The 17,451-nt window shown below is 72.0% G+C and carries 15 protein-coding genes and 1 pseudogene; 5 read left to right on the forward strand and 11 right to left on the reverse strand.

Translation table 11 applies throughout. The features are described 5' to 3' along the window. A partial coding sequence (locus GTW40_RS17900; protein ID WP_161181209.1) for a C40 family peptidase occupies positions 1-345 on the forward strand: 345 nt, incomplete at its 5' end. 165 nt (positions 346-510) lie between these two features. On the opposite strand, the pseudogene GTW40_RS17905 reads toward GTW40_RS17900, so the two are convergent. After that, positions 511-1,578: pseudogene (locus tag GTW40_RS17905) on the reverse strand (MFS transporter); the annotation flags it as partial. 68 nt (positions 1,579-1,646) lie between these two features. Here GTW40_RS17905 and GTW40_RS17910 point away from each other — a divergent pair. Continuing rightward, positions 1,647-2,669, forward strand: coding sequence for a WYL domain-containing protein (locus tag GTW40_RS17910; RefSeq protein ID WP_202486056.1), 1,023 nt, complete (start codon positions 1,647-1,649; stop codon positions 2,667-2,669). Between the two features lie 95 nt (positions 2,670-2,764). On the opposite strand, the gene GTW40_RS17915 is transcribed toward GTW40_RS17910, so the two are convergent. Together GTW40_RS17915 and GTW40_RS17920 are read right to left on the reverse strand one after the other, a co-directional pair. Next, on the reverse strand, positions 2,765-3,511 hold the full coding sequence (locus GTW40_RS17915; RefSeq protein WP_161181210.1) for a response regulator transcription factor: 747 nt from the start codon (positions 3,509-3,511) through the stop codon (positions 2,765-2,767). After that, a complete protein-coding gene (locus tag GTW40_RS17920; protein WP_161181211.1) occupies positions 3,508-4,800 on the reverse strand; it encodes an ATP-binding protein in 1,293 nt (430 codons plus the stop codon). The genes GTW40_RS17915 and GTW40_RS17920 overlap by 4 nt, the downstream gene beginning before the upstream one ends. Before the next feature lie 222 nt (positions 4,801-5,022). Here GTW40_RS17920 and GTW40_RS17925 point away from each other — a divergent pair, with 222 nt between their 5' ends. Together GTW40_RS17925 and GTW40_RS17930 are read left to right on the forward strand one after the other, a co-directional pair. Then, positions 5,023-6,702, forward strand: a complete 1,680-nt coding sequence (locus tag GTW40_RS17925; protein WP_161181212.1) for a PspC domain-containing protein — start codon at positions 5,023-5,025, stop codon at positions 6,700-6,702. Then, positions 6,689-6,901: a hypothetical protein gene (locus GTW40_RS17930; protein ID WP_161181213.1), complete on the forward strand. Its 213-nt coding sequence runs from the start codon at positions 6,689-6,691 to the stop codon at positions 6,899-6,901. The genes GTW40_RS17925 and GTW40_RS17930 overlap by 14 nt, the downstream gene beginning before the upstream one ends. A 111-nt stretch (positions 6,902-7,012) precedes the next feature. Here the strand turns inward: GTW40_RS17930 and GTW40_RS17935 are convergent, their stop codons facing one another. From GTW40_RS17935 to guaA, 6 genes are all read right to left on the reverse strand, one after another. Then, positions 7,013-8,305, reverse strand: a complete 1,293-nt coding sequence (locus tag GTW40_RS17935; RefSeq protein ID WP_161181214.1) for a DUF6348 family protein — start codon at positions 8,303-8,305, stop codon at positions 7,013-7,015. 38 nt (positions 8,306-8,343) lie between these two features. Next, the gene (locus GTW40_RS17940; protein ID WP_343245731.1) at positions 8,344-8,868 is read right to left on the reverse strand and encodes a hypothetical protein; all 525 of its coding nucleotides are present in this window, start codon (positions 8,866-8,868) and stop codon (positions 8,344-8,346) included. Positions 8,869-8,940: 72 nt separating this feature from the next. Continuing rightward, entirely contained in the window at positions 8,941-9,471 is a 531-nt protein-coding gene (locus GTW40_RS17945) for a DoxX family protein (RefSeq protein ID WP_161181215.1), read from the reverse strand. 192 nt (positions 9,472-9,663) lie between these two features. Further along, positions 9,664-10,950 carry a hypothetical protein gene (locus tag GTW40_RS17950; RefSeq protein WP_161181216.1) on the reverse strand — a complete coding sequence of 429 codons (1,287 nt, stop codon included), beginning with the start codon at positions 10,948-10,950 and terminating at the stop codon, positions 9,664-9,666. Positions 10,951-11,164: 214 nt separating this feature from the next. Beyond that, positions 11,165-11,959: a class II aldolase/adducin family protein gene (locus GTW40_RS17955; protein ID WP_161181217.1), complete on the reverse strand. Its 795-nt coding sequence runs from the start codon at positions 11,957-11,959 to the stop codon at positions 11,165-11,167. 140 nt (positions 11,960-12,099) lie between these two features. Then, positions 12,100-13,680 carry a glutamine-hydrolyzing GMP synthase gene (gene guaA / locus GTW40_RS17960; RefSeq protein WP_161181218.1) on the reverse strand — a complete coding sequence of 527 codons (1,581 nt, stop codon included), beginning with the start codon at positions 13,678-13,680 and terminating at the stop codon, positions 12,100-12,102. A gap of 317 nt (positions 13,681-13,997) precedes the next feature. Between guaA and GTW40_RS17965 the strand changes: the two genes are divergently transcribed. Further along, entirely contained in the window at positions 13,998-14,276 is a 279-nt protein-coding gene (locus GTW40_RS17965) for a chorismate mutase (RefSeq protein WP_161181219.1), read from the forward strand. Between the two features lie 495 nt (positions 14,277-14,771). Here the strand turns inward: GTW40_RS17965 and GTW40_RS17970 are convergent, their stop codons facing one another. Continuing rightward, positions 14,772-16,601, reverse strand: coding sequence for a GMC family oxidoreductase (locus tag GTW40_RS17970; RefSeq protein WP_343245732.1), 1,830 nt, complete (start codon positions 16,599-16,601; stop codon positions 14,772-14,774). A 48-nt stretch (positions 16,602-16,649) separates the two neighbouring features. Then, the coding region (locus GTW40_RS17975) for an aldehyde dehydrogenase family protein (protein WP_161181220.1) at positions 16,650-17,451 on the reverse strand (802 nt) is incomplete at its 5' end.

Below are 17,451 nucleotides of genomic sequence, written 5' to 3' on the forward strand. Positions count from 1 at the left end.
CGCGCCGCCGCGGCGGTCGCCTACGCCTACCGCAAGCTCGGTAGCCCCTACGTCTGGGGCGCCACCGGCCCCAACGCCTTCGACTGCTCGGGCCTGATCCAGGCCGCCTACCGCTCCGCGGGCGTCTCCCTCCCCCGCACCACCTACGCCCAGATCAACGCCGGACGGCGCGTCTCACGCTCCCAGCTCCGCCCCGGTGACCTGGTGTTCTTCTACTCAGGCGTCAGCCACGTCGGCCTCTACATCGGCAACGGCCGGATGATCCACGCCCCGAACCCCTCGGCCCCGGTCCGCGTCGCCCCGATCAGCCAGATGCCGTTCGCGGGGGCGACGCGGGTCGTGTGAGGCGCCGACACGCGCACGGGACAGCCCGAAGGCAGCCACGGCCGTCGTGACCGCGCTCAGCACAGCGGTCACGGCGAAGCCGTACGCGATGCCCGCCCGGTCGGTGAGCTGCGCGGCCAGCAGCATCACGACGACCGTGGCGGCCAGTCCCCCACCGTTGGCCACACCGAAGGCCCGGCCCGCCCGGTCCGGTCCCACCTCCGCCATCAGCAGATTGCGCGAGGCGATCCGCGCCTGGCCGAAGACGAACGCCCCGGCCGGCACCAGGAGCAGCACCCCCGCCACCCCGAAGTGGGGCTGGAACACGAACAGCACCGAGCACAGCAGGAACCCCGCCACCGCCGTCCCCAGGTCGCCGAGCCGACGGCCCGAGACCTTGTACGCGGCCGTGGCCAGCAGGAACCCGAAGCTGCCGAGCGCGTCGACGACCCCGAACGTCCCCGCGCCCTGGTGCAGGTCGCCCAGGACGAACTTGGGCAGCAGGGCGTTGAACACCGTGACCACGACGCTTCCCTGCGCGAACAGCACGATGAGCCGACCCATCGGCAGCGGCGCGGAACGTGGGGTGCCGAGAACGGCGGTCGGCGTGCCGCCGGCCTGCGCGCGAACGGCGTCGCCGTCGCCGTGTCCGACGGCCGAGGAGAGGGTCCCCTCCCGTCGCCCGACCGCGGCCACGCCCACCGCCGACACGACGAACGTCCCGGCGTTGACCAGCAGCAACGGGACCGCCCCCACCGTCTGGACGGCGAGGCCGCCGACCGTCGCGGAGAGCAGCATCCCGGCCTGCGTCGCCATCTCGTAGTGGGCGTTGAATTGGCGCAGCCGCTCCGGAGGGATGCGCTCCTTGATCAGCGCGCTGCTGACCGGGAAGAACAGCGCGGCCAGCACGGCCAGGGCCAGGTTCGCCAGATAGACCGGCGGCCCGGCGTCGCCACCGTGGCCGAGCCACAGCCACAGGGGGAGCGCCAGCGCTGTGACCGTGCTCGCCACGTCGCTGAAGATCCACAGCGCGCGCCGGTCGACCCGGTCGGCCAGCCGCCCGAAGAACGGCGAGAGCACCGCCTGCGGAATCGCGACGGCGATGAACAGCCACCCCACCGACATCATCGTCTGTTCGGCCCTGATCACCAGCAGCGCGCCGGAGATCAGCTGGACGTTGTTCCCGAGCGAGGTGACGAAGGCGGCCGACACCAGGAGCCGTGCGGTGCGCCGCGCGTGCCTTTCCGTGATCATGCGCCCATTGAAGGAGGCTTCACTGCCACCTCATGTCAGTGAAGTGGGCGAGGATGGCGCGCGTGGCCATGACCGCGAGCCGTCTGCTCTCCCTCGTCCTGCTCCTGCAGAACCGCGGCCGGATGACGGCCCGCCAGCTCGCCGCCGAACTGGAAGTCTCGGTCCGCACGGTCTACCGGGACGTGGACGCACTGTCCGCCGCGGGCGTCCCGGTCTACGGCGAACCGGGCCACGCGGGCGGGTTCTCGCTGGTCGAGGGCTATCGCACCCGTCTGACCGGACTGCACGGAGCCGAGGCGGATGCCCTCGCCCTGGCCGGTCTTCCCGGCCCCGCCTCCGAACTGGGCCTCGGCGCCGATCTCGCGGCGGCCCAGCTGAAGCTCGACGCGGCCCTGCCACCGGCGCTGCGTGAGCGGGCGGCCCGGGTCCGCGAGCGGTTCCACCTGGACACCTCGCGCTGGTACCGCGAGGCCGAACAGGTCCCCCGGCTCGCCGCCGTAGCCGAGGCCGTGTGGCACCGGCGCACCCTGCGCGTGCTCTACCGTCGCTGGGCCGAGCCGCAGGAGGTGGAGCGCGAGCTGTGTCCCCTCGGCATCGTCCTGAAGGCCGGGATCTGGTACGTGGTGGCGCAGTCCCCGGGACGGTCGGCCGACGATGCCGGTGGCGCCGGGGCTGCCGCCGTCCGGACCTACCGGGTGTCGCAGATCCTGCGGCTCACGGACGCGGGAGGCGAGGTCTTCGAGCGGCCCACCGGCTTCGACCTGGCCGAGTACTGGCGCGACTGGGTCGCCGCCTTCGACGCGAACCGCTTCCGGGGCCGGGCGGTACTCCGGCTCTCGGCGCAGGCCTGGCGGCGCTTCCCGGAACAGGTGGACACGGTCGTCCTGGACGCCGCCGAGGCCCATGCGCACCCCGACCCGCGGGGCGGCGTGCGTATGGTCGTCCCGATCGAGTCGGTCGAGCACGCCACCGGCGAGGTGCTGCGGCTCGGGCCGGGCATCGAGGTCCTCGAACCCCCGGAGCTGCGGCAGGCGGTGGCCGACGCCGCCCACGCGCTGCTGCGTCTCCACCGGACGCCGGACCCGATCTGACGGACCCGGTCCGACCGATCCGGTCCAACCGACCCGGTCCGGTCCGGTGCGGTGCGGTGCGGTGCGACGGATCCGGTCCGCTGCGACGGTCCCGGTCAGACCAGGCGGCGCGCCGTCGCCCAGCGGGTCAGCTCGTGGCGGTTGGACAGCTGGAGCTTGCGCAGGACCGCCGAGACGTGGGACTCGACCGTCTTCACCGAGATGAACAGCTGCTTGGCGATCTCCTTGTAGGCGTAGCCCCGGGCGATCAGGCGCAGCACCTCCCGTTCCCGCTGGGTGAGGCGGTCCATGTCCTCGTCGACCGGCGGGGCGTCGGTGGACGCGAAGGCGTCCAGGACGAACCCGGCCAGGCGCGGGGAGAAGACCGCGTCGCCCTCCTGGACCCGGAAGATCGAGTCGATGAGGTCGCTGCCGGTGATGGTCTTGGTGACATAGCCCCGGGCGCCGCCGCGGATCACCCCGATCACGTCCTCCGCCGCGTCCGACACGGACAGCGCGAGGAACCGCACCGGCCGCTCGGGGTCGGCCATCAGGGAGGCGCTGCGGCGCAGCACCTCCACCCCGCCGCCGCCGGGCAGATGGACGTCGAGCAGGACCACCTCGGGGCGCGTCGCGGTGATCACCGTGACCGCCTGGTCGACGTCCGCGGCCTCGCCGACCACCTCGACCCCGGTCCGCTCGGTCTGCCCGATCTCCGCCTGGACACCCGTACGGAACATGCGGTGGTCATCCACGAGCACCACCCGCACCTGGCGGCCGCCCGCGCCGCTCCCTGCGTCGCGTCCGGGACCGGCCACCTCCGCCGCCCCCGTCGTGCCGTTCGCCTCGGTCGCGTCGCTCATGCCGTCTTCTCCGCCCTCTCCATCTCCAGCTCGACCTCCGTGCCGCCGCCCGGCACCGACCGCAGCCGGGCCGTGCCGCCGTTGCGCTCCATCCGGCCGATGATCGATTCTCTGACGCCCATGCGGTCGGCGGGTATCGAGTCGACGTCGAACCCGGGACCCCGGTCACGGACGGACACGAACACCGTCCTCCCCTCGACCTCCGCGTACACCTGCACGGGACCGCCGTCGCCACCGTACTTGGCGGCGTTCACCATCGCCTCGCGCGCTGCCTGCATCTGCGCGGCCGTCCTCTCGTCCAGCGGACAGTCGCCCACCACGACCACCTCTATGGGCACGCCGTGCTTGTCCTCCACCTCGGCCGCGCTGCGCCGGACCGCCTCCGCTACCGTGTCCGGCTCGTCGGCCTCGTCCTTGCCCGTGCCCTCGGGTTTGTACAACCAGGTGCGCAGGTCGCGCTCCTGGGCGCGGGCCAGGCGGCGCACCTCGCCCGCGTTGTCGGCGTTGCGCTGGATCAGGGTCAGGGTGTGCAGCACGGAGTCGTGGACGTGGGCGGCGACCTCGGCGCGCTCCTGGGCCCTGATGCGCATCAGGCGCTCCGCGGAGAGGTCCTGGGTGACCCGGACGAGATAGGGACCGGCGAGCAGCGTGATGCCCACGAAGACGGCGAGCGCCGCCTGGAGCACCGCGCCGAGATGGGCGGCCGAGCCCTGCATGACGAAGATGGCGGACACCCCGGCCGTGACCAGCAGCACGCCCACACCCGCCCGGAGCAGGGTGAGGGTGCGCCGCCTGCTTCCGACCTCGACCCAGCGGGCCCGGCGGGCGTTGTCCGCCTGCCGCCAGACCAGGGCGACACCGGCCGCGACCAGGACCGTCGGCACGAGGTACGCCTTCGCCGTGTTGGTCACGTTGACGCTGCCCACGAAGACCATCGACACGATGACCATGAGCAGCAGGGCGACCATCTGGCCCTTGTCCGGCTTGCGCGCCACGAGTCTGCGGCGGCCGTCAGGAGAGGTCTCGGTACCGACGAGCGAGGGCGGCTTGTGGTCGCCCACACCGCCGACGCCGAGCGGCACGAAGAACCAGAACGCGGCGTACAGCAGCGCGCCCAGCCCATTGGCCATGAACAGGCCGACGAAGGCCAGCCGCACCCACACCACGGGCAGCCCGAGGTGCCCGGCGAGGCCCCGCGCCACTCCACCGAGCCAGCGACCGTCACCGCTGCGATAGAGCTTGCGCGGCGGCCGCGGGTCTTCGAGGGGCAGTGCTGCGGCTTCCGGCATGACATCGATGGTCACACGGCCGTGGCAGCGGGTCATCAGGGTCGGCCCCCGAGACTCCCCTGATCTTCGGCCGGGGTTCCCCCGATACCGGTCCGGGCGCCCCGGTCGGCGGCGGAACCCGCGATTCGAACATGCCCCCGGTTCCGCCTCAGGGCCGATTTCAGGGTTCGGCCAGGGTTGATCCGACTGCCGGTCGGGCGCCCGAACCGTCACGATGGACGCATGACGGATCACGAGCACGCAGCGACGGGTCCGGGACCTGGCTCCGGCCCGCGCCCGGGCTCGGGCACCGGTATGGCGGACATGACGGGCGGAATCGGCGGGGCCGACGAAACGGGCAGGACTGGCGGGACTGGCGGGACTGGCGAAACGGGCGCGATCGGTGCGACGGACGCTCCCGGAGCCACGGGCGCGGCCGGGAATTCCAACGCTTCGGGTGCACCGCCCGGCACGTCGGGCACTCCCGGCACCCCTGGCACCTCTGGCGCTCCTGGCGCTCCTGGCGCTCCTGGCGCTCCTGGCGCGGGCGGAACGCCTCCCGCCTCCCCGGCCTCCCGACCCCTCCGGCGCGACCGTAGACACAAGATGATCGCGGGCGTGTGCGCGGGGCTGGGCCGGCAGACGGACATGGACCCGGTGATCTACCGCATCACCCTCGCCGTGCTGGCCGCGACCGGCGGCATCGGCCTGATCTTCTACGGCTTCGCCTGGCTCCTCGTGCCGCAGGACGACGAGGAGGAGAACGAGGTCCGCAAACTGCTCACCGGCCGGGTCGACGGCCAGGCGCTGGCCGCCGTGCTGTTCGCCCTGGTCGGCTGCGGGGTGGTCCTGACCACGCTGCGGAACACCGGGGCGCTGACCTTCGCGGTGGTCCTCTCCCTGCTCCTCGCCGGTGCCGGGTACTGGTCCCGGCACCGGAGCACCTCGGAGCCCGACCCCTCCCCCAGCTCGCCGAGTTCGCGCCCGCGCACCAGCCCCATAGCCGCGCAGGCCGCCGCCGACGCCCCGCCGGAAGCACAGGCACCGCCGATCGCGACGTACTTCCCCTCCTGGTGGCGCGACCCGATCGTCAAGGACGGCACCCATGTCGGCGGCACCGGCTATCTGTGGGGACCCGGCGACTCCCGGCAGCGCGACGTGACCTCGATCCTCGACGTGAGAATGGCCGACCCGTGGCCGCACGGCACCGCCACGCGCCCGGCGAGCACCGACACCGAAGCCCCCACCGGCACGGGCACCGGTACAGGCACCCGTAGCCCGAGACCGCGCGGCCCGCGCCGGATAGGCGGCTGGGTGTTCCTGCTGGCCCTGCTGGCGGGCGGCTTGGCCGTCGGACAGACCTGGCACACACGGCCACCCGGCACGAGTCTCCAGCTCGGTCTGGCCTGTGCGCTCGCGGTGTTCGGTCTGGGGATGGCCCTCAGCTCGTTCCTCGGGCGCACGGGAGCCGGTACGACGTTCCTGGCGATCCTCACGGCGGTTCTGCTGGCCGGGGTCACCGCTCTCCCCCGGGACATCAAGTCCCAGTGGACCCGGACCTCCTGGCAACCGGCCACCGCGGCGGACGTCCGCCCCACGTACGACCTCGGAACCGGCGCCGCCACCCTCGACCTGAGCCGCGTACACCCGGCGAAGGGGCAGACGGTGACCACTCACGCCGAGGTGGGCGTGGGCAGGCTCAGGCTGATCGTCCCGGCGGACACGGCCGCCGCCATCAAGATCGACCTCGGCGTGGGCGACATCCGGTTGCCCTACGACAACGGAAAGGACATCGACGTGGAGCCGGGCAGGCACAAGAAGCTGACGTTGACCCCGGCCATGGGCGCGAAGAACACCGGAACGCTGACGATCGGCCTCGAAGTCGGCGTAGGACAGGTGGTGATCAGCCGTGCCACGCCGTGAATTCCAACCCGGCCGCCTGCTCGCCGGCCTCGCCTTCGCCACCGTGGCCGCCCTCTACATCGGCGACGCCCAGAACCTCTGGCACATCCCCTGGTTCACCGCCCTCCCGATCACCGCGGGCGCCCTGTTCCTGGCGGGTGTGACGGGCGCGGTGGCCCGAGCGATACGCAGGCAGCGCGGGGCGGCGGAGGACGGGTAGGTCCTCGGGTGGACGGGGCAGCGGTGGACGGAGACGGACGCCCCGCCGTTCATCGCATCGCCGCCCGCCGGCGAGCGCCGATGACCTCAGAACTGGAGAGTCAGCACGCGTTCAGCACGCGTGCATGCGGGGATCACGATCGTCGAGTACGAACTCCGCCGGCCAGGATTCCCGCAGCACCTTGCTCAGCAGCGGGTGGCTGGACTCGAGGACTTCGGGGATGCGGATCGATCCGTCCTCGTTGACTCGCTGGCCCCCGAGGACGACGGGCGCGCGCAGGAGTTCCTCGCCCCACGGGCCGACCGCGTTGCACAGCAGGCCCTCGAAGCGGTGTCCGGACAGCCTGTCCTCGTGGACCCTCTCGGTGAACTCGTTGATCACCGGAGCGTGGAGGTAGACCCAGACGCGGTAGACCACGGTGCGTCCGTCCTCAAGCCGGACCGGCAGGCGCACTTTGAGGAAGTTGCCGATTCCGTCCGCGATGATGACCGGCCCCGTGTCGGCCCTGACGCGCCGGACACGTTCCTCGTCGGAAAGCTCGGCGAGCAGATGAGGCAGGGGGAAGGCGAAGCCGGGTTGCTCGGGGTCCAGGTGGCGGCCGCAGCCACAGACCTCACCGTGGGCATGCGCGGCCGGGGCGAGGTCGAGGCGGGTCGCAGGGTAGGTCGGCTCCCCGCCGTCGGCCGGAACCGGCAGCAGGAGCGCGTAGTAGCGAACGACGGTGAAGGCTGTGGGTTCGGGGAGGTCCAGCGCGGCCAGCGCGGCGGACGCGGCCTCGTGGCGCTCACCGTTGATCCGGACCTCGGCCTGCATCGCGCCCGGGCTGCCGCCGTAGAAGACCTTGACCCCGTTGAAGAACGGCGATTCCAGGTCCGCGGTCATGGAGTCGGCTATGCGGTGGAGGACGTTCGCGTCGATCAGCGCTGTCTGCAGGCGACGGTTCTCGGCGGTGTCGAGCCCCAGGCCGACCGCGCCGGAGGTGATCGAGTGCCATCCGGTGACGCCGCGCTCGTGGCCGGGGCCCACGTGATCGGCGAAGTGCTCGCGCCGGTCGAGGAGTTCGAGCAGGCAGGCACCGGCTGTCTCCACCCAACTGTCGGCCGCCTTCCGGTGATCCCCGGCCATCGCCACGACACAGTCCAGGAAGCAGGGCACATCCGGCTGGACACTCACGTCCGGAACCGCGACGAGGTCGTAGTGGTGCCCGCCCCCGTGATGGGGTGGCGCCACGGCCACCGCCCATCCGTTCGGGCTGATCAGTGAGTTGCCCTTGAGCTCGGCGCCCTGTGTCACGCCTGGCGCGTGCTCCTCGAGACTCGCCCGCACCAGGGCCAGGAACTCGAGGTCGGGCAGTCGGTCCGAGGGCGGCTCGGCGTCGCGTGCACGCCGTCTTATCCAGAACATGCGGCGGATCCTACTGAGCCGCTCGACCACCCGTCGGCTTACAACTGGTCGCCGATGGACGCCGGTTTCGGGGGATGCGGGCCGCCGCCGTCCTTGGGGTCCTGGTCACAGGTTCGCCGGTCGTAGGACTGGTCGTTGGGGATCAGCAGTACTCCGGTGACCTGCTCGGGGTGCTTGGTATAGAGCCAGTCGTCGCCTGTGATGGGGGCGCCCGGTGGGGACCCGTCGGGGGCGTAGATCGTCTGGCATCCCAGCGCCTTGCGCTTGTCGTCGACCGCGCAGGCGTCCACCGCAGGGCCGGAATACGTGTGGACATGGTCGAAGCGGTAGCGGAAGTTGATCTCGTCACCCTTGTGGCGCGCCTGCGGGTCGGGTGTGAGGCGCCAGTCGACGACCTCGGCGGTGGCGCCGTCGGACTGCCCGTACAGGTCCACGATCCGCACCTTGACGGCGGCCTTGCCGCGCTCCGCCGTCGTGTCGGTGCAGCCCCAGGAGGAGCAGCCCGACAGGGCGAGGATCGCCAGAACCAACGGAGCACCGGCGAGTATCCGTGCGGGAACCACTCGGGTGACCTCCAGTCGGGGTGGAGCGGAGCAGTGTACAAGCCTCCGCTTCCCCTGCTGTCACCCCGTCGGTTACCGGTAGCCGCCCATTCCCCGCCGCCGACGGGCGTGCAGCAGGGCGTCCAGGGACAGGTAGGGCGTTCCGGCCAGGATCAGTGGCAGCCAGGCCATCAGGTAGGGGAGGTCGTTGCCGTAGTAGTACGGGGTGGCGGCCCAGCTCACCGTCAGCCAGAGGCTGAGGGAGATCAGGGCACCGCCGAGGGCGGCCAGGCGGCCGAAGAGGCCGACGAGGATGCCGATGCCGACGGCCAGCTCACCGAAGGCGATGGCGTAGCCGAAGCCGACGGGGTTGTGCAGGGCCAGGTCGATGAGGGCGGGGACGGCGGCGGAGTCGCGGGCCGAGCGCATCGTGTCCCCGATGGAGCCCGCGCCGCCGGACTTCAGGAAGGCGCTGTCGGTGAGCTTGTCCAGCCCGGCGTAGACGAAGGTGACGCCGAGGAAGACCCTGAGCGGGAGGAGAGAGAAACGGACGGCGGTCTCCCGCCAGGTGTGGCCGCCGTCCAGTCGGGAGGTGTGCGTTTCCATACGCATACCGTGAGTCATCACTGCCAGCCGCCTCTCGCTCGCCGTGCCGGACCCCTCAACAGGACGATACGTATGACGAACGGGGCCGGTTCAATCCTCCCCCGGCGGTTTTTCCGGTTTTCGGGGGGCACCGTCACACCGCGCGGACGGCGGAGAGGGCGGCGGAAGGCGGGGGGGCAGAGGGCGGTCAGCCGACGGCCGACGGAGGACTCAGTCGACGACCTCGACCGGGTACCGGTTCGTGCCCACCCCGGCCGCCGTCACCACCTGGACCTCCACCGGGCCGGGCTCCACCTCGGCCGGTACGGGGACGGTCAGGACGCTGTCCGTCGGGTTGCGGAAGCCGCCGGGGACCGGGACCAGGGGCACGTGGACGTCGACCACGCCGATGCGTACGACCAGACGGGCGAGCCGGTCGGCGCCCTGGGCGCCGGGCGGGACGAAGCCGCTGCCGCGGATCTCGATGTCGTCGCCGGGGCGGATCGGGCCGTCCAGGTCGCCGGGCTCGCGGGAGCGGACGACGGAGAGGATCACCGGGCGGCCGCCCTCGGCGTACTTGCCCGCGAGGTAGGTGGCGGCGGAGATCAGCACCACGACTGCGAGGCCCCAGGGCAGGTCGGGCAGCTGGTCGGGGCGGCGGCCCAGGCGGACGGCGGCGAAGAGGAGGGCGACGGCACTGATCACGACGTACTGGATGTCGGCGAAGGCACCCCGTCCCGCGTCGTCGGTCAGCAGGTCGGCGGCGCGCGGCCGGTGCGCGGAGACCTTCTGGAGCCGCTGGCCGAGGATACGCAGGCCGACCACCCGGCGGACCAGGACGGCGATGCCGCAGACCACGGCGAGCACGGTCACCACGCCCACGCCGCGCGCGAGGTCGAGGCCCGCGATCAGGGCGTCGCGTTCGGCGGGGTCGGAGGCGGCGGCCAGCCGGCCGGCCAGGAGCAGGACGGCGTAGGCGACGAAGAGCACCCAGGAGGCGGCGACGGTGCGGGAGGTGGACATGCGGTTGTCCTCGCCGATCACCGGCGCGAGCACCCCGCCGCGCCTCCGGTGGAACCAGGAGGCGGTGGTCAGCGCGCCCGCGACGACCACGGCGGCGAGCAGACCGGCGGTGCGGGCGTTGCTCCAGCCCGCGCCGATCGCGGTGAGCGCCTGCGCGAGGAGCAGGACGACGACGGCGCCCCACGCCACGCACACGGTGCGCGTCCACAGCCCGGCCAGCCAGGCCTCGCCCTCCGCGCGGCCGCGTTCGGCGATGGTGTCCGCGCGCTGGGTCAGCTCGGCGGACACCCACTGCCGGGACGCCGAGGCCGAGTGGGCCACCGCCTGGGGCAGGCCGTGACCGGCCGCGAACTCGTCACGGCGGCGCAGGAACGCGGCGACCGCGCGCCGGTGTCCCTCGCGCGCGCCGTGCGGGCAGTCGCCGCACGTGCAACCGCCCGTGTGGACGCCGTCGGCGTCCGCCGACACGCCCCGTCTCGCCTCCTGTACCGCCACAACCCCCGACCGCCTTCCCCGCGAAAACCCGGATCGGCCGAAGCGCCCACAGTGCGCACTTCGGCTCCAACACAACTCCCCTGTGATCAAAGCGAATTGTGCCCTACCTTGGGCCGCCGGTCGCAGCCGGTCCGGGTCGTGGCGGGTGAAGCGCGCGTCACCGTGTTGACGCCGCGCGACCCCGCACGCCCCCGTACGACCCCGTACGCCCCTCTCAGCTCAGCAGATCCGGCTCGCTCCGGCTGATGTCCTGCCACAGCGGCTGGTAGTTGATCCAGGCCACCAGGTCGCCGCCGAGCTGTTCGCGGGTGGCGACGGCCTGCCGGTGGTCGATGAGGACGGGGCGACCGGCGGCGCGGGCGGTCAGCTGGACCTGGCAGGAGCGTTCCAGGGACATGAACCACCAGGCGGCGGCGTCCACCGAGTCCCCGACCGTGAGCAGCCCGTGGTTGCGCAGGACCAGCGCCTTGCGGGAGCCGAGCGCGGCCGCGATGCGGCGGCCCTCCTCGGTGTCGACGGTGACGCCGCTGTAGGCGTCGTAGAGCGCGATGTCCTCGTAGAAGGCGCAGCTCTCCTGGGTGAGGGGGTCGATGAGGTCGCCGAGGGCGGCCAGGGCGCGGCCGTGCACGGAATGGCAGTGGGCGACGGCGACCACGTCGGGGCGGGCGGCGTGCACCTGGGCGTGGACGGTGAAGGCGGCCTGGTTCACGTGGTAGCGGCCCTCGACGACCTGGCCGTCCTGGTTGACGAGGACGAGGTCGCTCACGGTGACGTGCTTGAAGGGCATCCCGAACGGGTTGACCCAGAAGCAGTCGCTGTGTTCGGGGTCGCGCGCGGTGATGTGCCCGGACACCCCGTCCTCGAACCCCGCCCGCCCGAAGAGCCGCAGGGCGCCCGCGAGGCGTTCCTTGCGGTGGCGGCGTTCGTCCTCCAGCGACTCGTGCATGGGCGGCATCGCGAACCGCAGCCGGTCGGTGGGCATGGGCGAGGGAGGGGTGGGCCGCTGCATGGGTCCTCCAGCGCTGGGGGTGCTTTACGGACCGGAACGTACCGTCACGCGGCGCCCACCAAAAGGAACCTGCCAAAAGAGGTGGAACAGCCGGAGCCGTTCCACCTCTCACGGGGCCGGTCGAAGCACCGGCGCCGGGGTCACTCCCACTCGATGGTGCCCGGCGGCTTGGAGGTCACGTCGACGACGACGCGGTTGACGTCGCGGACCTCGTTGGTGATCCGGGTGGAGATCTTCGCCAGCACGTCGTACGGCAGGCGCGACCAGTCGGCGGTCATGGCGTCCTCGGAGGAGACCGGGCGCAGCACGATCGGGTGGCCGTAGGTGCGGCCGTCGCCCTGGACGCCGACCGAGCGGACGTCGGCGAGCAGGACCACCGGGCACTGCCAGATCTCGCGGTCCAGACCGGCGGCGGTCAGCTCCTCGCGGGCGATGGCGTCGGCGTCGCGGAGCAGGTCCAGGCGCTCCTTGGTGACCTCACCGACGATGCGGATGCCGAGGCCGGGGCCCGGGAAGGGCTGGCGCTGGACGATCTCCTCCGGCAGGCCCAGCTCCTGGCCGACCATGCGGACCTCGTCCTTGAACAGCTTGCGCAGCGGCTCGATCAGCTGGAACTCGAGGTCCTCGGGGAGGCCGCCGACGTTGTGGTGCGACTTGATGTTGGCGGTGCCGGTGCCGCCACCGGACTCGACCACGTCCGGGTACAGGGTGCCCTGGACCAGGAACTCCACGGCCGGGCCCGCGTCGGCGATGATCTCGGCCTGGGCCTGCTCGAAGACGCGGATGAACTCGCGGCCGATGATCTTCCGCTTCTCCTCGGGGTCGGAGACCCCCTTCAGAGCGGTGAGGAAGCGCTCCTCGGCGTCGACGACGACCAGCTTGACGCCGGTCGCGGCCACGAAGTCCTTCTCGACCTGCTCGGTCTCGCCCTTGCGCATCAGACCGTGGTCGACGTAGACGCAGGTGAGCTGGTCGCCGATGGCGCGCGCGACGAGGGCCGCGGCGACGGCGGAGTCCACGCCGCCGGACAGACCGCAGATGGCGCGCTTGTCGCCGACCTGCTCGCGGATCGCGGTGACCTGCTCCTCGATCACGTTGCCCGTGGTCCAGGACGGGGTCAGGCCCGCGCCCCGGTACAGGAAGTGCTCCAGGACCTGCTGGCCGTGCGTGGAGTGCATGACCTCGGGGTGGTACTGGACGCCGTAGAGCCGCTTCTCGTCGTTCTCGAAGGCGGCGACCGGGACCACGTCCGTGGAGGCGGTGACGGCGAAGCCCTCCGGGGCGGCGGAGCAGGCGTCACCGTGGGACATCCACACGTGCTGCTCGTCCGGGGTGCCCTCGAAGAGGGTGGAGCCGGACTTGGAGACGTGCAGGTCGGTACGGCCGTACTCGCGGGCGCCGGTGTTGTCGACGGTGCCGCCGAGGGTCTGCGCCATCAGCTGGAAGCCGTAGCACATGCCGAAGACCGGGACACCGGCCTCGAACAGGGCGCGGTCGAGCTGCGGGGCGTTCTCCTCGTAGACCGAGGAGGGGCCTCCGGAGAGGATGATCGCCGCGGGGTTCTTGGCGAGCATCTCGGCGACCGGCATGGTGCTGGGCACGATCTCGCTGTAGACCCGCGCCTCGCGGACGCGACGGGCGATGAGCTGGGCGTACTGCGCACCGAAGTCGACGACCAGGACGGTGTCGGGGGCGGCGGCAGACTGGGTCGCTGATGACACGGGGTGCCTTCCGGCGGGTGGGCGGGGGTCTGTATGACCGATTCTAACGGGGTGGGCCGGGGCCCCCTTCCCGTGCGCCGGGCGGTCCGGGGGAAACCGGGGCCGGGCCCGGAGCGGCCGTGGCATACTGACCGCATGTTCACGCAGACGACCTACGTCTTTACCTATGGCAACCGGCCCGCCGGTCGCCATGGTCGTGCTGCTTGAGCCAACGCCAAGCACTTACCAGGCGCCCCGGGCCGACAAGGCCCGGGGCGTCTGTCGTTTTCCGGGTTCTGTCACCGCCGGGTCGCCCCCGTCTTCCAGGAGCCCCGAACATGACCACTGTCACCGCCGTAGAGAACGCCGTCACCGCCGAAGAGACCATCGCCGGTGCCCGTGAGCGCATCGACGCGCTGGACGACCGCATCCTCGGCCTCGTCCAGGAACGCATGGCCGTCTCCGCCGTCGTCCAGGAGGCGCGCATCTCCTCCGGTGGCCGCCGGGTGAGCCTGTCGCGCGAGATGGAGATCCTCGGCCGCTACCGCGACGCCCTCGGCAAGCCCGGCACCGCGCTCGCGATGACGCTGCTCGAGCTGTGCCGGGGCCGGGTCTGAGCGCGTGCGGCGCGCGCGTGTCAAGGGTCGTATCTGAGTTCGGTGCCGCTCTCACCCGTACGGCGCGTGACCGCCGCGCGCGCCGCTTCGTTGATCCCGGTGTCCGTGCCAGCCAGGGGCGGGCCCGACAGAACCACGCGTGGATAGCCGGAGCGATGAGGCGTACGGGTCGTGCCGTGCGCCGTGGGACCTCGCTCCGGAAGTGATCGGACGGCAGGGGACAGCAGCCCGGTCACCCAAGAGAAACGGTCGGCTCCGGGGACGCCCGGGGCCGTCCGGCGGAAACCGCACATCCAGCACCCCCTCCCGTTGTGACCGACGCCACACAGGAAATACCTGTGGGGCGGCGCAACCCTTGCGGGCCCTCACCGATCGAACCAGCTGCCGGATCAAGAAAACGGTAAGCGTCGAGGGACCTGCGTTCGGAGGGGGACACAGGTCCCTCGTGGCATGTCCGGGCCCAAAAGCTCGACCGGAGCAGCCCGGCCGGAAAGCTCAGTCCCGCTTCGGCACCGTCGGCACCTTCAGCAGCGGCAGCCTCAGCGCCCCGAACGCCTCCGCCGGGACCGCCGGACTGCGCGGCGCCACCGGCTTCAGCCGCTCGTAGACCACCCCCTGCGCCGGGCGCGGGTCCGTCTCCCCCTTGTTCGGCCAGTACGACATGGCCCGCTCGGCCTGCGCGGTGATGGTCAGCGACGGGTTGACGCCCAGGTTCGCGGAGACGGCGGCGCCGTCGACCACGGAGATGCCGGGGTGGCCGTAGAGCCGGTGGTACGGGTCGATCACGCCGGTCTCCGGGGAGTCCCCGATGGGGCAGCCGCCGAGGAAGTGCGCGGTGAGCGGGGTGCCCATCAGCTCGCCCACGTTGCTGCCCGGGAAGCCGTTGATCTCGGCGGCGAGCGCGGAGGCGGCCTCGGTGGCGGCCCTGATCTGGGTCGGGTTCGGGGCGCCGTGCCCCTGCCGGGCGGTGAGCAGGCCCTTGCCGACGCCGCCGGGCTTCAGATAGGTGGTGAGCGAGTTGTCCAGGGACTGCATCACCAGGCCGATGATGGTCCGCTCCGACCAGCGCCGGTTGGAGACGGAACGGGCCAGCTGCACCGGGTGCCGTACCGCGTGCGCGAGCCAGCCGAGGACGCGTGAGGAGCCCTCGGCGTACGGCACCTGGAGGATGGTGAGGCCGCCCATCGAGTTGGAGCCCCTGCCGTAGCGGACCGGCTCGATGTGGGTGTTCTCGTCCGGGTGGACGGAGGACGTGATGGCCACCCCGCGCGTGAAGTCGACCTTGTCCGCGCCGTGCGCCTTGCGGTAACGGCGGTCGTCGGTCTGGGCGCCGACCAGGGCCTCGGAGTTGGTGCGGGTGAGGTCGCCCAACCGGGCGGAGAGGTACGGCAGTTGGCGCCCCGCCTTCATACGGTGCAGCAGGGTCTGGGTGCCGTAGGTCCCGGCCGCGAGGACGACGCGGCGGGCGGTGAAGAGGCGTCCCTCGCCGGTGCGCCTGCGGTCGGTGGGCAGGGTGGCGACGGCGTAGCCGCCGCGCGAGTCGTCCGTGACCGAGACGACCGTGGTGAGCGGGTGGACGACCGCGCCCGCCTTCTCCGCGAGGTACAGATAGTTCTCGTTGAGGGTGTTCTTGGCGCCGTGGCGGCAGCCGGTCATGCACTCGCCGCACTCGGTGCAGGCCCGGCGCTCGGGGCCCGCCCCGCCGAAGTACGGGTCCGCGACCTGCTCCCCCGGCCGCGCCTTCGCGGTGCCGTCGGCGTCCTCGCCGTCGCCGAAGAAAACGCCGACCGGCGCCATGTGGAAGGTGTCGCCCACACCCATCCGCGCGGCGGCGGCCCGCAGATGCGTGTCGGAGGGGGTCACGGTCGGGTTCAGCCGGACGCCGAGCATCCGTTTCGCCTGGTCGTAGTACGGCTTCAGCTCCTCCTGCCAGTCGGTGATGTCCCGCCACTGGGGGTCGTCGAAGAACGGCTTCGGGGGCACGTAGAGGGTGTTGGCGTAGTTCAGCGAGCCGCCGCCGACGCCCGCGCCGGCCAGCACCATGACGTTGCCGAGCAGATGGATGCGCTGGATGCCGTAGAGGCCCAGTTTGGGGGCCCAGAGGTAGTTGCGCAGGTCCCAGGAGTTCTTCGGGAGGGTGTCGCGGGTGAAGCGGCGGCCCGCTTCGAGGACGCCGACGCGGTACCCCTTCTCGGTCAGGCGCAGGGCGGTCACCGAACCGCCGAAGCCGGAGCCGACCACGAGCACGTCGTAGTCGTACCCGTCGTCGCGGCTTTCGTCGCGCCCTTCCTCGTTCCGGGTCTGGGCAGTCTTCTCCTGCGACACGTGCTCTCCTCGTCGAGAACGGTGGTGGTACGGCGGGGCGGGTGGGGATCAGCGGAAGCGGAACGCCTTCATCAGCTTCAGGCTGCGGCTCATGAAGGCGGCGTAGGCGGCGTCGTCCATGCCGAGGGAGGGGGCCATGGGGAGCAGGCGCTGCTGGGCGACCGTCTGTGCCTCGGTGTACTTGAGGATGCCCTCGGAGCCGTGGCGGCGGCCGAGGCCCGAGTCCTTCATGCCACCCATCGGGGACTGGGCGCTGCCGTAGGCGGGGGCGTAGCCCTCGTTGACGTTGACGGTGCCGGTGCGCAGCCGGGCGGCGACGTCGCGGCCCCGGCGGGCGCTCTCGGTCCACACCGAGGCGTTGAGGCCGTACGGCGTGGCGTTGGCGCGCTCGACCGCCTCGTCGTCGGTGCGGAAGCGGTAGACGGAGACGACCGGGCCGAAGGTCTCCTCCTCGCAGACGGCCATGGTGTCCTCGACGCCGTCGAGCACGGTGGGCTCGAAGAAGTACGGCCCGGCGTCCGGCCGCGCGACCCCGCCCGCGAGCACCTTCGCGCCCTTGGCGACGGCGTCCTCAACGTGGCGTTCGACGGCCTTGAGCTGGCGTTCCCCGGCGAGGGAGCCCATGTCGGCGCCGTAGGCGAGGGAGTTACCCAGGCGCAGGGCGCGGGTGCGGGCGGCGAAGCGGTCGAGGAAGGCGTCGGCGATGGACTCGTGGACGTACAACCGCTCGATGGAGATGCAGAGTTGGCCCGCCGAGGAGAAGCAGGCGCGGACGGCCCCTGCGGCGGCCTTCTCGATGTCGGCGTCCTCCAGGACCAACATCGCGTTCTTGCCGCCGAGTTCGAGGGAG

The organism is Streptomyces sp. SID4985, assembly GCF_009863025.1.
Taxonomy (GTDB): domain Bacteria; phylum Actinomycetota; class Actinomycetes; order Streptomycetales; family Streptomycetaceae; genus Streptomyces.

Bases quoted from the DNA above. Each gene is read 5' to 3' on its own strand.
- GTW40_RS17910 (WP_202486056.1), top strand. From the start codon at position 1,647: ATGACCGCGAGCCGTCTGCTCTCCCTCGTCCTGCTCCTGCAGAACCGC.
- GTW40_RS17915 (WP_161181210.1), bottom strand. From the start codon at position 3,511: ATGAGCGACGCGACCGAGGCGAACGGCACGACGGGGGCGGCGGAGGTG.
- GTW40_RS17920 (WP_161181211.1), bottom strand. From the start codon at position 4,800: ATGCCGGAAGCCGCAGCACTGCCCCTCGAAGACCCGCGGCCGCCGCGC.
- GTW40_RS17925 (WP_161181212.1), top strand. From the start codon at position 5,023: ATGACGGATCACGAGCACGCAGCGACGGGTCCGGGACCTGGCTCCGGC.
- GTW40_RS17935 (WP_161181214.1), bottom strand. From the start codon at position 8,305: ATGTTCTGGATAAGACGGCGTGCACGCGACGCCGAGCCGCCCTCGGAC.
- GTW40_RS17945 (WP_161181215.1), bottom strand. From the start codon at position 9,471: ATGACTCACGGTATGCGTATGGAAACGCACACCTCCCGACTGGACGGC.
- GTW40_RS17955 (WP_161181217.1), bottom strand. From the start codon at position 11,959: ATGCAGCGGCCCACCCCTCCCTCGCCCATGCCCACCGACCGGCTGCGG.
- GTW40_RS17965 (WP_161181219.1), top strand. From the start codon at position 13,998: ATGACCACTGTCACCGCCGTAGAGAACGCCGTCACCGCCGAAGAGACC.